Raw genomic sequence first — 14330 nt, forward strand, 5'->3', positions numbered from 1 at the left:
AGGTGAGTGAGATGCGCCGTCCGGCACCTCAGCCGGTCGCTCCGCGGGTACGGACCCGGCTGCCGCCCGCACAGGTGGCGCTGCTGCTGGCCGGAGTCGCCGCGGTCCCGCTCGCGGTCGCGGCCGTACCGGCCGTGCGCCGAGTGGGCCCGGCGCGAGCGCTGCGCGAACAAGGAGGTGAGTGAGATGCGCCGTCCGGCACCTCAGCCGGTCGCTCCGCGGGTACGGACCCGGCTGCCGCCCGCACAGGTGGCGCTGCTGCTGGCCGGAATCGCCGCGGTCCCGCTCGCGGTCGCGGCCGTACCGGCCGTGCGCCGAGTGGGCCCGGCGCGAGCGCTGCACGAACAAGGAGGTGAGTGAGATGCGCCGTCCGGCACCTCAGCCGGTCGCTCCGTGGGTACGGACCCGGCTGCGCGCCGCGCCGGGGGCGGCCGTCGCCCTCGCGCTGCTGGTCGCGCTGACCGCGTGCCTGGCGGGTGCCTTCCCGCGCGCGGTCGACCGGTACGAGGACGCGGGCCTGCGGCGGGCGCTCCGGCAGGCCCGCCCGGAGCACACCACCGTGCGGGTGACGGCGCCCCAGCCCGACCTCGGTCTGCCGGCCGGGCAGCGGGCCGCGGCGATGCGTCCCGCCGCGCTGGAACGGCAGTACGAGAAGCTGCTCGGGACCGTCGGCAGTCCGCTGACCGTCGACCGCGCCCAGTCCGCGTACGGCGTCGGCGGCACCGTCCACCCGGCCGTGCCCGACCCGTGGCTGCCGCGCCCGACCGGGCTGCCCGCCCATGTCTCGATGGTCACGCGGAGCGGTCTGGCCGACCACGCGCATGTCCGCACCGGCCGGCTGCCGCGTGCCACGCATCCGGTCGACGAGACGACCCCCGAGGTCGAGGCCGCGGTGACCGCCGCCACCGCCAAGGGCCTGAACATCAAGCTGGGTGCGGTCATCCATGTGCCGGCGCCCGGCCGGCAGCCGCTCGCGGTCCGCGTCACCGGCATCCTCGTCCCGCGCGACCCCGACGGCGCCTACTGGTCGACCGACCCGCTGCTGCGCACCCCGGACCTGGTGACGCTGCCGACTCCGGGACCGGACCCGGACAAGTACTGGCTCGGCGCGCTGCTGCTCCCTCCGGAGGCGGCCCCCGCGCTGCTCGGGACCAGCACCGACCCGGTCCGCTACTGGCTCCTCGCGCCCGAGCTGAGCGGCCTGCACGCCCATGACCTGGACCGGCTGAACCCGGCCGTCGCCGCCCTGGAGTCCGGGCCCGCGCTGCAACGGGCCCGTGCCCTCACCGACTACGGCGCCGACATCACCACCGACCTGGACGACGCCCTCACCTCCTTCTCCCGGCTGCGCTCCGGCATCTCCCCGCTGGTGTCCGTGGCCGCCGCGGGCACCGCCACGGTCGTCGCCGTCGTCCTGGTCATGGCGGGCGGCCTGGCCGCCGACCGGCGCCGCGCCGAACTCGCGCTGCTGCGCGCCCGCGGTGCCTCCCTGCCCCAACTCGCCGGGCGGCTGCTGGCCGAGACCGCCGTGGTCGTCGTACCCGCGGGCGCGCTCGGCCTGGCGGCGGCCCTGCCGGCGGTCCCCGGGGAGCGCGCCGGGCACGCCGTCGCCGCCGCCGTTGCCGTCACACTCACCGCCTGCGCCGCCCTGCCGGTGCACGCCGCCCTCACCCACCGCACGATCCGGACGGCGGCCCCGCGCGAGGACGTGGCGGCCGTACGGCCCTCCCGGCGCCGCACGGTCGCCGAACTGACCCTGCTGGTGCCGACCGTCGGAGCGGTCGCGGCCCTGCGCCGGCGCGGCACGACGGGCGACCAGCTGGTGGCCGTGGCACCGGTCCTGGTCGGGATCGTCGCGGCGCTGCTGCTGCTCCGCCTCTACCCGCTGCTGCTGCGCCGGATCGCCGGTCCGGCCGGACGGCTGCGCGGGGTGGTGGGCCACCTCTCCCTGGCCCGCGCGGGCCGCACCTCCGTCCCGGCGGTCCTGCCGCTCCTCGCCCTGCTGACCGCGCTGACCACGGCGGCGTTCGGCGGCTCGGTGCTGGCAGGCGTGGCCGACGCCCGCGACCGCGCCGCCCTCCTGACCGTCGGCGCCGACGCCCGCGCGGACTCCGACGCCCCGCTCCCGGCGGACCTCCCCCGCCGCGTGCGGGCCGTGCCCGGGGTACGCGATGTGGCGGCGGTGAGCATCGACTACCAGGCCAAGCCGCAGGACGGCCAGGACTCGACCCCGCTGGCGGGCGTCGACCCGTCCGCCTACGGCGAGTTGACGCACCGCACCGGTCTCGGCGCCGTCCCCGCCGACCGGCTCAAGGGTCACACGGGGACTCTGCCCGCCATGGCCTCCCCGTCCGTCGCGTCCGCGTACGGCACCCGGCGTCCCTTCCTGGTCCGGCTGGCGGACGGCAGCGCGGTCAGTGTGCGCATCGTGCTCGTCCGCGACCGCACGCCGGCCGTCCCCGGCACCGACTTCCTCGTCGTGAACCGTGCCGGCCTCGCCGATCCGGCGAACCGTCCGACGGCCCTGCTGGTGACCGGCGAACACCTGGACGGGGGCGCGCTGCGGCATGCCGTCGGCGGCTCGGCCGCGGTCCGCGTCCGCGCCGACGAGCGCGCCCGCTACGCCGACTCGCCCCTGCAGTCCGGCGCCGTGCACGTCTACACGGCGGCGGTGGCCGCGGCTGCCGGCTTCGCCGTCCTCGCCCTGCTGCTGGCCCTGCTGCGCGCGGCCCCCGAACGGGCCGCGCTCCTCGCCCGCCTGCGCACCATGGGCCTCACCCGAGCCCAGGGCCGCCGCCTGCTGATCCTGGAGTCCCTCCCGCAGGCCCTGCTCGCCGCGGTCGGCGGCACCCTGACCGGCTGGTCCGCGATCCTCCTCCTCTCCCCCGGCATCGACCTGACGACCATCGCCCTGTCCTCCGCCCAGACCCCGCTCGGCGAGGCCGGCCTGCGCCCCGACACCTGGTCGCTCACGATCCCGGCGGCACTGGTCGTGCTGGCGTCGGTGAGCGTCGCGACCCTCCAGGCATGGTGGACGGGAAGACGGGGGTCGGTGACGGAGTTGCGGGCGGGGGACGGGCGATGAACACGCGGGGGCGGGGGTGCGCGACGAACGAGCGGGAGCGGGCGTGCGCGACGAACGAGCGGGAGCGGGCGGTCGTGCGCGGCTGCGGGCGCGTCGTGGCTGGTAACGCACCTTCCCGCGCCCCTTCGGATGCTCGGCCGCGGGCGGTCGCGCCCCTGGGCCGGGACCCGTCCCGGACAGACCCGGGAGACCTCGTGAGGAGACCCCATGACCACGAAACCGAGCCTGAGCGAGCTGGCGGACCGCGTCACCGAGGACAAGGACCGCCCCGCCTACGGCCACGACGCCCTGATCACCTGCGACCGCCTCGTCCGCGTCTTCACCACGGACGGCGTGGAGGTCCAAGCCCTCCAGGGCCTCGATCTCCTCGTCCGCGAGGGCGAGCTGATGGCTCTCGTCGGCGCGTCCGGCAGCGGCAAGTCCACGTTGATGAACATCCTCGCCGGCCTGGACACGCCCACCGCCGGCGCGGCCCGGGTCGCCGGCCGCGACCTGCTCACCATGACCGCCCGCGACCGCCTGGCCTACCGTCGCGAAGTCGTCGGCTTCGTCTGGCAGCAGACCTCCCGCAACCTGCTTCCCTACCTCACCGCGGCCCAGAACACCGCCCTGCCCCTCCAGCTCTCCGGCACCCGCAAGGGCCGTCGCGCCCGCACCGAACGCGCCCTGGAACTACTGGAGTTGCTGCAGGTGGCCGACTGCCGCGACCGTCGCCCGCAGGAGATGTCCGGCGGCCAGCAGCAGCGCGTCGCGATCGCCGTGGCCCTCGCGAACGACCCCGCGGTGCTGCTCGCCGACGAGCCCACCGGCGAACTCGACTCCCAGACGGCCACGCAGATCTTCGACGCGTTCCGCGCGGCCAACGAGACCCTCGGCACCACGATCGTCATCGTCACCCACGACCAGGCGGTCGCGAGCGAGGTCCGCCGCACGGTCGCCATCCGCGACGGCCGCACCTCCACCGAGGTGCTGCGCCGCAGCGAGATCGACGCCGCGACCGGCCACGAGACGGTCGTCGCCCGCGAGTACGCCATGCTCGACCGCGCGGGCCGCCTGCAACTCCCCGCCGACTACCTCCGCGCCCTCGACATGCACGTACGCGTGGCCCTGGAACTGGAGTCCGATCACATCGGGGTGTGGCCGGACGACACGGAATGAGACGAACGACCGGGCGGCCCCGGCACGGTGCACGGAACCTGCCCCTGCGCCACGGACGGGACGCGGAAGCGGAACGCCCCCCATGCCCCCGCTCAGCGCACGCTGACCCCGAGGGACCCGAGCCCGGCCCGGCGGACGGCGATGGACCCGTACGGCGTACGCAGCCGGAGCCACGCCCCCGAGGAGAACAGCCCGGTGTCGGCCGGCCCGGTACCCGGCCGGAGGAAGCCCAGGGACTGCGCCGCGTGCACCGCCCGCACCGGAAGCCGGGTCTTCCCTATCTCCCGGGACCAGATGTCCCGCCCGATCCGGTCCAGCTCCGCACGGGTACGCCCCTCGGGCGTCAGTTCCTCCGTACGCGACCGGAATTCGGTGACCGCCGCGGCGACGGTGGCCCGCAGCGCGTCCGGGGCCGGCAGCCCCGGCTCCGGCTGCCAGCCGCCGCGCGGCGGCAGCACACCGGCCCACGGCGGACCGGTCACCGCTCCCGGAACGGCGGCTACGGCCGCCCGCTCGTCCACCGACTCCAGGAACTCCCCGGCGGAGACGGTCACGTCGAGGGTGACATCGAGCCCGTTCTCGTACGGCTTCGCCAGCCGCACCGCGCGAACAGCCAGCACCTCGAAGGACGGCGGCCGTCCGAAGACGGCGAGTGCCGTGCCGGCCGCCTGCAGGCGCACCGCTGCTCCACGGTCGTAGTGGAGCAGCCGGGAGAGGAAGGCGGCGAGGTCCGCCGCCTCCGTCTCGTCGGCGAGGTGCAGCACCGTCATGCGGCGACGGCCTCCTCGTCGGCCTCGTCGGCCCGGTCCATGTACTCCTCGAGGAACTCGCGCTCCTCGGCGGTGATCCGGCGCGGCCGCTGGGTCTCGAAGTCGAACGGCACGACCACCGTCGAGGCCCGCACGTAGAGCAGGTCGTCGTCCTTCACCTCATAGGTGATGGTGAAGGACGCGGCCCTGATCTCCGTGATCCACAGCTCGACGTCCACCGGATGGTGCCGGTGGACGAGCTGCCGCTTGTAGTCGATCTCGTGGCGCGCCACCACCGACCCCTGCTTGAACTCCTTGTCCGGGCGGAACAGGAAGTCGATACGGGCTTCCTCCAGGTAGCGAATGAAGACCGCGTTGTTGACATGGCCGTAGGCGTCCATGTCCGACCAGCGCAGGGGGCAGCGGTAGATGTAGCGCAAGATCGATCAGCCCCGGGTCAGCTTCTTGTAGGTGGCGCGGTGCGGACGCGCGGCGTCCGCGCCGAGCCGCTCGATCTTGTTCTTCTCGTACGACTCGAAGTTGCCCTCGAACCAGAACCACTTGGACTCACCCTCGTAGGCGAGGATGTGCGTGGCGACCCGGTCGAGGAACCACCGGTCGTGGGAGACGACGACAGCGCAGCCGGGGAAGTCCAGCAGGGCGTTCTCCAGGCTGGACAGCGTCTCCACATCGAGGTCGTTGGTGGGCTCGTCGAGGAGCAGCAGGTTGCCGCCCTGCTTCAGGGTGAGCGCCAGGTTGAGGCGGTTGCGCTCACCACCGGAGAGGATCCCGGCCGGCTTCTGCTGGTCGGGGCCCTTGAAGCCGAACGCGGAGACGTACGCCCGCGAGGGCATCTCGACCTGGCCGACGTTGATGTAGTCGAGCCCGTCGGACACGACCTCCCACAGCGTCTTCTTCGGGTCGATGTTGGCGCGGGTCTGGTCGACGTACGCGATCTTCACGGTCTCGCCGACCTTGATGTCACCGGTGTCCGGCGTCTCCAGCCCCTGGATCATCTTGAACAGCGTGGTCTTGCCCGCACCGTTCGGACCGATGACACCGACGATGCCGTTGCGCGGCAGCGTGAACGACAGCCCGTCCACGAGGATCTTCTCCCCGAAGGCCTTGTGCAGGTCGTTGACCTCGACGACGACGTTGCCCAGCCGCGGACCCGGCGGGATCTGGATCTCCTCGAAGTCCAGCTTCCGCATCTTGTCGGCCTCGGCGGCCATCTCCTCGTACCGCGCGAGGCGGGCCTTGGACTTGGCCTGGCGGCCCTTGGCGTTGGACCGCACCCAGTCCAGCTCTTCCTTGAGCCGCTTCTGGCGCTTGGCGTCCTTCTGGCCCTCGACCTTGAGGCGGGCGGCCTTGGTCTCCAGGTACTTGGAGTAGTTGCCCTCGTAGCCGTGCAGGCGGCCGCGGTCCACCTCGCAGATCCACCCGGCGACGTTGTCCAGGAAGTACCGGTCGTGGGTGACGGCGACCACGGTGCCCGGGTACTTGGCCAGGTGCTGCTCCAGCCAGTTCACCGACTCGGCGTCGAGGTGGTTGGTGGGCTCGTCGAGGAGCAGCAGGTCGGGCTGCTCCAGCAGCAGCTTACAGAGCGCGACGCGGCGCTTCTCACCACCGGAGAGGTTGGTGACGGGCCAGTCGCCGGGCGGGCACCCGAGGGCGTCCATGGCCTGCTCGAGCTGGGCGTCGAGGTCCCACGCGTTGGCGTGGTCCAGCTCCTCCTGGAGCTTGCCCATCTCGTCGAGCAGCGCGTCGGAGTAGTCGGTCGCCATCAGCTCGGCGATCTCGTTGAACCGGTCGAGCTTGCCCTTGATCTCGGCGACACCCTCCTGGACGTTCTCCAGGACGGTCTTCTCCTCGTTCAGCGGCGGCTCCTGGAGCAGGATGCCGACGCTGTAGCCGGGCGACAGGAAGGCGTCACCGTTCGACGGCTGCTCGATGCCCGCCATGATCTTCAGCACGGTCGACTTACCGGCACCGTTCGGGCCGACGACACCGATCTTCGCCCCCGGCAGGAAGCTCAGGGTGACGTCGTCGAGGATCACCTTGTCGCCGTGCGCTTTGCGCGCCTTGCGCATGGTGTAAATGAACTCAGCCAAGAGAAACCGTCCGGCAGCTTGAAATCTGGCAGTGGGCAGATACACCCCATCTTGCCGTACGGCCACCCCTGGGCGGAAACGCGTTAGGGGCGGGGGCGCTGACCTGGGGTTTCGGTGGAGACGACGGTCGGTCGTCTGTCACTGTCGGTCGTCGTCCGGTGGCCTCGGGCCCCCGCGCACGGCCCAGGGACGGCCCGGGAGCGATCACTCGTCAGCCGCCGGCCATCCATCGAGCCGGACTCTCACCTGGTGATTGTGGGCGTGCCAGTAGACCTCGCCCTCGACGGAGCCCCCAGGGCAGGCAGCTCCATCCCGTGCGGCATGGCCGTGACCTCAGTATGAAGACGCCGAAGGACCGGCGACCGATGACCTCTCTGGTAACCCGGGTCCCTACGGGCAGAGCCGCGACGGTCGCCGCCCAGCTACGCCGGACCGCGTCTGATGCCGGCGCATTCGGGCCCGTGGGCCACGCGTACTCACCCATCGCCAGATCATGGCGCCGTAGCGACTAGAGGCCGCCCATCCGGTCCACCGCGTCCTTGGCTTCCTTCAGGCCAGCGCCGGTCATCTCGCGGTACACCTTGATCGCCGCGACCTGCTTGCCCTCGCGCACCAGCGCCTCGACCCGCTCCCGCTGCGCGCGCTGTTCGTCCGGCTCCTCCAGCCCCAACCGGTCGGCGATCAGAGCGAGTCGGCCCTCGATGCGCACCAGTCGCTTGTCCATGCCGGAGAGACGGCTCTGGATGCTCATGATCCCCGCGAAGAAGCCCAGTAGGAGGATAAGTTCCACGATGTCCATGACAGAAGATCCTAGGCCGACCGGGAGGCGGACGGCTCTTCGGGCGACAGGCGACATGTGGGCGGCCGGCCTGCGACCCGGACTGTCTGGAGCGGTCGGCGCTGCCCTAGCGGTTGATCGGGATCTCGTACACGATCTCGCAGTGAGCGGCGGGCACCACGATGTCCGCCGTCTCCACGGGCCGCCCCTGGTCGCTGTGGTACGTCCGCCGGATGTGCGTGACGAGCGCGGCCTTCGGGATGCCGAGTATCGACGCGTCACCTGCTGCAGGCAGCGACGATGCCAAGAATCACCAAGGCCACGAAGAACATCGCTACGCAACCGCCTATGGCGCTCTCCGCCTCCGCGACGATCCCCTTGGGCTTGGGTCGGGACTTCTCGTAGTCCTGCATCCCTCGCGTTACCGCGCGTCTGATTTCGTCCTCGTCCACGGAGTCCCCCAAGCCAGCCACTGTGTTCTGAACGGCCACGGTCAACCTACCCGTTGCGCCACCGGTCATTGAAGGTCATATAGGCCGCCAGAAGACCCATGAGGGCTGGTGCTGGGCACCGACGCTGGGGTTGCTGTACTTCGCTGCGGTACAGCAACTGAACGAGGGCTCTGGAGCTGTGTAGTCGCATCCAGCCGTCCCGGCTCCGCTGAGAGTCCGTTCAGCTCTCGTACCAGCCTGAGGCCCTTACGCGTCAGAGTCTCCGGCCGTATGTTCCCTCTGGCAGATACATGATCGGCGGTGACATGTCAGGACAACTATTCACCTTGATCGGTGTGCTCGTCGGCGCGGTTGCGTCGTACGTCGGTGGAGCCCTGATGGAGAGATCCCGGTGGCGGCGCCAACTTTCCACACGGTGGGACGAACGTCGCCTGGAGTGCTATCTCCGGTATGCCGACGCGGTCAAGAGGTTCACCTCGCTGGCAGGCCGTCTGGCTGCAGGCAAGGGACTCTTCGACCTGCCTCAGCCACTCGCCAGGGAGGCCGGCCTGGAGCTGCTGGCCGAAGCTGAGCTTGAACGTGGCCATGCGTTCGAAGCCGTGCTCCTTATGGGAGACGCGGAAACCATCTCGGCAGCCAGATCGCTGCAGCGGCACGCCTGGGTACTGGAACAGTTCGTTCGAGACATGCGCCCAGGTACGTCAGACGACTGGATGAGGGCGTTCCGGGAGTTTCAGGAAAAGCGTGATGAGTTCTATGTTTCCGCACGCAACAGTCTCGGCGTCCATGCGAAGTTCCGGCTGCGATCCGAAGATCCAGCCATCCTCAGCCCGGATCCCCGCCACTTGTAGACAGGTCTGTGGTTCGCGACCAGCACTCTTTCCAACTGTGGTGGTGGTCTCGGGAGCCTCGGACGGGGCCGTTCATCTGCGTTCATGGGCAGTCAGCCGTCGGTGCTGGTAACGCTGCGCGTCTCGCCTGAACGACCATGACCGAGGCTGAATGGGACGGGATCTGAGACGGCCGCCCATGGTCCTAGAGCTGACCTCGCCACCATGGCACATCCAGGCTGTCAGCCGGGATCACCTTGGCCCTGGCCAGGATCTTCCGGTGGGGTGTCCTGACCTGGGGCAATATCGGGTTGTCCGGTTCGGTACCCGTGGTGGGCTGTCAGCGTGGGCCCGGGGCGGACCGGTCAGTCGCTCGTCTGTTCCCGATTGCGCAGCAGGACCAGGACCGCGCCGCCGATGACGACGAGGCCGATGGCCACGCCCGCGATCAGCGGGGTGATCGCGGAGCCGCCGGTGGCGGCCAGGTCGGTGGTGTCCGTGGCGGCGGCGCCGCCCACCGTGGCCGGGCTGGGCTGGTTGTGGATGCGGGTGGTCGCGGTCGTGATCGTGCCCTGCGTCTTGCAGTCGAGGACACCGGTGAAGCGGTGGCTGAAGCCGTTCGGGCCGGTGATCGTGAAGTCGTAGCCCTGGTCCTCCTGGAGCGGGACGGTCACCGTGCGGGAGGCGCCCGCGGGGATCGCGTGCTCGGCGCCCATCAGCTCGAAGGTGAAGGGCTTGTCACCCTTGTTGGCCGCGATGATGTCCACCCCGCCCTTGGCGCAGTTCTTCCGCGCGGACACCGCCGGTATGGCGCCCTTGGCAGCCCAGCCGGCCGTCGCCGTCGCGGAGACCGTGGACTCGCTGGAACCGGCCAGGATCTGGGTCTGACTGCGGCTGTCGGAGGCGAAGGCACGGCCCACCGGCACGGTGGTCGACGCCTGCAGGGTCAGCTGGGTCGTACCGTCCGCCGCGGCTTCGGGGATGTCGAAGTAGAGGCGGCTGCCGTCCTTCGCGGAGGTGAGCACCTTGCCGGTTCTGTCGATGATCCGCACGCCGCTGGTGGCCGCGTCCGCCGGCGGGGTCACCGTGACCGCGCCCGCGTTGGTGTGCACGGTCACCGGTCCCAGCAGGTCGCCCGGCCGGCCGGAGACCGCGGGCGGGTCCAGGGTCAGTGAAGCCTGCGGCTCTCCGAGGTTCCGGGCGCTCTTCTCCAGGTAGTCGGCGAGCTTCTCGGCCTGCGGGTCGACGGCGTCGACCTTCGCGTCGTCCGAATAGCGCCAGATGGCCACCTGGGTGCCGGCCGCCGCGTCCTGTTCGGTGAGGGTGCCCACGCCCGCCTGCCGGGCGAGCGCGGCGAGATCGTTGACCTGAGGGTAGGAGTTCTGCAGGATCCAGCGGATCTTGCCGGCGTCCTTGTTGGCACCGAGCGAGGTGCCACTCCAGGACGTCTCCTGGTACCGGGCGTCCCGCTGGGTGGGATTGTGCAGGTCGACGCAGTACGTCTGCAGGGTGCCGCCGCCGTCCACGGACATCTCGAACAGTCCCGCGGACACCCGCTGATCGCCGCCGTCCTGGTGGATCACGGCCTCGCCGTAGGTCTTGAGCCCGCTGATCGTGGCCGTCGCCCCGCCCTGGGTCTGCGGGGTCTCGTCGGCCACGGCCGTACCGGCGCCGGACAGCACACCGGCCGCCATGAGACCGGATACCGCGGTGGCGGCGGCCAGGCGGGCCGCTCCGGCGGACCGGCAGAACCCAGAGAGCGCAGCAAGCACAGAATTCCCCTTCGAGCAGGACCCGTGACGTGGGGGACGGTCCCACCAGCAGAATCGGCAGCCCCAAGGGGCACGCCCGGCATCCTATGGATCAGGCGGCGCCTCACCTGCCGGTCGGATCATCCGATGGCCGATCCGATCCGCAATCGTTATCGCGGGCACGGTTCGTGGGCTGGGCTTATCGACAAATCCACCGGTTCGTACGGGGTGTTGGGAGTGGGAGCCACCGGTGGGCCGCGGTTTAGAGCGGAACGTCGACGGCCGTCAACTGCCTGACGTCACGTCACCGCCATTGGCTCCTCGCTCAGTTGTGCTGGTTCGCCGTCCGGGGTGTCCGTGGGCCGAGGTGTCTCCCAGTTCGGCTCGGAGCGGGTCACCGTCGGCGACGCCTCCGGTTTGGCCGCCCGGTGGAAGACCGCGGTGCCGCGTGCCAGGTCATGGCCGATCGCCACGGCGTCGATGTCGGCGGACGCCCACTGCTGCTGGCCGTCTCGCACGTCCGTGCGCACCTTCAGCCGGCCCTGGACGACGACGGGCTGGCCCACCTCCACCGACGCGGTCACGTTCACCGCGAGCTGGCGGTTGGCCCACACCGTGAAGAAGTTGGTGTGTCCGTCCGTCCAGGCGCTCTTCTCCCGGTCCCAGTAGCGGGCGGTGACCGCCAGCCGGAACCGGGCCGACGGACCCGCCGGCAGTTCTCGGTACACCGGCGGGGTCGCCACGTTGCCCACCACGCAGACGATGGTCTCGTTCATGTCCTCGCTCCCCTCCCCCGGCCGGGACTGCGCCGACCGGGCGGACACGCGGTACGGGCCCTTCCCGTACGGCTGCGTCTGGCGTGCCGGCGCGTACGACTGCCGTACGCGCCCGCACGTCCCGTCGACCGCCCGCGGACCCCGCCGTCCCTCCGGCCGGAACCGCCGTGCGATCGCGTGACCCAAGACTGCCTCCGTCGGGCCGGGTCCGCTGGGCGCTGTGGACGACCGCCTCACCTGTGGAAATCCCCGCCACCCACACGGGTGACGCCCCTCCCCGTACCGCCTCACCCACCCCCGCGGGCCCCCTGCCTCACCCGAGGAGCCCCGGCCTCCGGGAGGCCCCTCACCGACCCGACGCACCCCGGCCTCCGGGAGGTCCCCCGCCGACCCGACGAGCAGCCCCGCCTGGCAAGCCCTCACCGACCGGCGAGCCCGGCTTCCAGGAGGCTCCTCACCGCCCCGACGAGCCCCGGCCTCCAAGAGGTCCCTCACCGTCCCGGCAACGGCCCCTGACTCATCCCCTTCTCCTGAGTCCCCTCCGGTTCTCCTGAGTCCCCTCCGGGAGGTCTCCGGCAGCCCCTCCCGGAAGGCCCCGGCATCCGCCTCGGGATGCCTCGTTCTCACCTCACCCCGGCCCCGGCGCCGGCCCCGGTCCGCACGACCCGCCCGTACTGCTCCCGCACCTCCCGGTACCGGAGCAGTTCCGAGGCGACCGGATCGAGGACCCGGCCCCGGCCACAGTTCGCGGCTGCCTCCCGGAGTCGCCGTTCCGCCTCCTGGCCGTAGCGCCGTGCGGGTCCCCGGGCCGCCATCCGGCACCCCCACTCCACCAGCGGCCCCCCGACGATCCCGCAGATCATCAGCAGCACCGGAACACCCAGATTGGGGTCCATGACACCGGCGATCTGGCCCGCCAGCCACAGCCCGCCCACGATCTGCAGCAGCGTCATCGACGCCTGGACCAGCACCGCCACCGGCCACCAGCCCGGCCGGGGCGGACGGCCCGGCGGCAGTCCGGCCCGCGCTGCCAGTTCGTCCAGTGCCTCCGACAATCCGTGGGAACCGCGTACGGCCGCCTCGCGCACCGCCTGCGCCCACGGCGCGGGCAGCCCGGCGGACGCCCGGTCGGACACCGTACGGACCGCCTGCTCCACGCCCTGGCGGGCCGTGGCCTCCTCGTCGGCCTGAGTGCGTACCGGGATGCGGCCGGTGGTGCGTTCGCCACGGTGCTGGCACCAGCGCCACAGCCGTAGCCACGGGGTGCCACAGGCGCGGTTGGCGTTGCGCAGCCAGGCACGCTCGGCCGCCTCGCCCGCTGCCGTGGCGCCCACCGCGTCCGCGAGCCGCGCGGCGAAGTCCTCCCGCGCCTCCTCGCTGAGGCCGATCCGCCGCCCGGTGGCGTAGACAGGCCGCAGCTCGGCCGCCGCGGAGTCGACGTCGGCCGCGACCCGGCGGGCCGCGGCGCCGCGCTCCGCCACGAACTCGCCGAGCGCCTCGCGCAGATCGCCCACGCCCTCGCCGGTGAGCGCGGACAGCGCGAGCACGGTGGCGCCCGGTTCGCCGTACTCGCCGAGCGCGACGCCGTCCTCGTCCAGCAGCCGCCGCAGGTCGTCCAGGACCTGGTCGGCGGCGTCCCCGGGCAGCCGGTCGACCTGGTTGAGGACGACGAACATGATCTCCGCGTGCCCGGCCATGGGCCGCAGATAGCGCTCGTGCAGAACGGCGTCGGCGTACTTCTCGGGGTCGACCACCCAGATCACCGCGTCGACCAGCCTGAGGATCCGGTCGACCTGTTCGCGGTGCTGCACGGCGGCCGAGTCGTGGTCGGGCAGGTCGACAAGGACCAGCCCGCGCAGCTGCGCCTCGGCCTCCGGGCTCTGCAGCGGGCGGCGGCGCAGCCGGCCCGGGATGCCCAGCCGGTCGATGAGGCCCGCCGCGCCGTCGCTCCAGCTGCACGCGATGGGGGCGGCCGTGGTCGGACGTCGCACGCCGGTCTCCGAAATGGCCACACCCGCGAGTGAGTTGAACAGCTGTGACTTGCCGCTGCCGGTCGCGCCCGCGATGGCTACGACGGTGTGCCGGCCGGAGAGTTTGCGGCGGGCGGCCGCCTCGTCCAGGACGCGGCCCGCCTCGGCGAGGGTGCGGCTGTCCACGCGGGCGCGGGAGAGCCCGACGAGTTCGCGCAGGGCGTCCAGGCGGGAGCGCAGCGGACCGTCGTACGCCAGCGGGGCGGGGTTGTGGCTGCCCGGGCCGCGGCTCGGAGTCTCCAGCGGGGCGGGGGTGGCCCCCGTGACGCGCCGGGCAATGAGACCGTCGTCCCAGGCCTCCGCGGAGTCGGGGTCGGCGTCGCCCGCCGGGCCGTCGGCGAGGCGGGATTTCGGTGCCTCGGACTTCGGTGTCTCGGACTTCGGTGTCTCGGACTTCGGTGTCTCGTCGGCGGGGCGGGACTTCGGCGACTCCTGGGTGGGGCGCGCCTTCGGCGCCTCCTGGGTGGACCGGGAGTTCGGCGACTCCTCGGTGGGGCGCGCAATCGGCGCGTCCTGGGCGGGGCGGGACTTCGACGCGTCCTCGGTGGAGCGGGGCTTCAGCGCCTTCTCGTCGGTGCGGGGCTTCGGCGCCTCGTCGGTGGCGCCGGGT

The 14330-nt window shown here is 72.0% G+C and carries 12 protein-coding genes and 1 pseudogene; 5 read left to right on the forward strand and 8 right to left on the reverse strand.

Annotated elements, in window-relative coordinates:
- The 4 genes from AC07C1_RS18175 to AC07C1_RS18190 all read left to right on the forward strand — a co-directional run.
- Positions 1–185: hypothetical protein (locus AC07C1_RS18175; protein WP_478940095.1), on the forward strand; the 185-nt coding region annotated here is incomplete at its 5' end.
- 1 nt (position 186) lies between these two features.
- Positions 187–360, forward strand: a complete 174-nt coding sequence (locus tag AC07C1_RS18180; protein ID WP_478940097.1) for a hypothetical protein — start codon at positions 187–189, stop codon at positions 358–360.
- Position 361: 1 nt separating this feature from the next.
- Entirely contained in the window at positions 362–3085 is a 2724-nt protein-coding gene (locus AC07C1_RS18185) for an FtsX-like permease family protein (RefSeq protein ID WP_478940099.1), read from the forward strand.
- Positions 3086–3292: 207 nt separating this feature from the next.
- The gene (locus tag AC07C1_RS18190) at positions 3293–4243 is read left to right on the forward strand and encodes an ABC transporter ATP-binding protein (RefSeq protein WP_478940101.1); all 951 of its coding nucleotides are present in this window, start codon (positions 3293–3295) and stop codon (positions 4241–4243) included.
- A gap of 92 nt (positions 4244–4335) precedes the next feature.
- On the opposite strand, the gene AC07C1_RS18195 is transcribed toward AC07C1_RS18190, so the two are convergent.
- From AC07C1_RS18195 to AC07C1_RS18215, 5 genes and pseudogenes are all read right to left on the reverse strand, one after another.
- Positions 4336–5013, reverse strand: coding sequence for a DUF8185 domain-containing protein (locus AC07C1_RS18195; protein ID WP_478940103.1), 678 nt, complete (start codon positions 5011–5013; stop codon positions 4336–4338).
- A complete protein-coding gene (locus tag AC07C1_RS18200) occupies positions 5010–5432 on the reverse strand; it encodes an acyl-CoA thioesterase (protein ID WP_478940105.1) in 423 nt (140 codons plus the stop codon). The genes AC07C1_RS18195 and AC07C1_RS18200 overlap by 4 nt, the downstream gene beginning before the upstream one ends.
- A 6-nt stretch (positions 5433–5438) precedes the next feature.
- Complete coding sequence (gene ettA / locus AC07C1_RS18205; RefSeq protein ID WP_478940106.1) at positions 5439–7103, reverse strand: energy-dependent translational throttle protein EttA; 1665 nt, start codon at positions 7101–7103, stop codon at positions 5439–5441.
- A 508-nt stretch (positions 7104–7611) separates the two neighbouring features.
- Positions 7612–7902: a ribosomal protein L7/L12 gene (locus AC07C1_RS18210; RefSeq protein ID WP_478940108.1), complete on the reverse strand. Its 291-nt coding sequence runs from the start codon at positions 7900–7902 to the stop codon at positions 7612–7614.
- 106 nt (positions 7903–8008) lie between these two features.
- Positions 8009–8167: pseudogene (locus tag AC07C1_RS18215) on the reverse strand (GntR family transcriptional regulator); the annotation flags it as partial.
- Positions 8168–8623: 456 nt separating this feature from the next.
- Here AC07C1_RS18215 and AC07C1_RS18220 point away from each other — a divergent pair.
- Positions 8624–9184, forward strand: coding sequence for a hypothetical protein (locus AC07C1_RS18220; RefSeq protein WP_478940109.1), 561 nt, complete (start codon positions 8624–8626; stop codon positions 9182–9184).
- Positions 9185–9528: 344 nt separating this feature from the next.
- Here AC07C1_RS18220 and AC07C1_RS18225 read toward each other — a convergent pair whose 3' ends face one another.
- The 3 genes from AC07C1_RS18225 to AC07C1_RS18235 form a co-directional block, all read right to left on the reverse strand.
- Positions 9529–10857 carry a Cys-Gln thioester bond-forming surface protein gene (locus tag AC07C1_RS18225; protein ID WP_478940417.1) on the reverse strand — a complete coding sequence of 443 codons (1329 nt, stop codon included), beginning with the start codon at positions 10855–10857 and terminating at the stop codon, positions 9529–9531.
- A 356-nt stretch (positions 10858–11213) separates the two neighbouring features.
- The gene (locus tag AC07C1_RS18230; protein WP_478940111.1) at positions 11214–11690 is read right to left on the reverse strand and encodes a single-stranded DNA-binding protein; all 477 of its coding nucleotides are present in this window, start codon (positions 11688–11690) and stop codon (positions 11214–11216) included.
- Between the two features lie 623 nt (positions 11691–12313).
- The gene (locus AC07C1_RS18235; RefSeq protein ID WP_478940419.1) at positions 12314–14281 is read right to left on the reverse strand and encodes a YfjP family GTPase; all 1968 of its coding nucleotides are present in this window, start codon (positions 14279–14281) and stop codon (positions 12314–12316) included.
- Positions 14282–14330: the final 49 nt, after the last annotated feature.

The organism is Streptomyces sp. NPDC045022 (assembly GCF_056432605.1).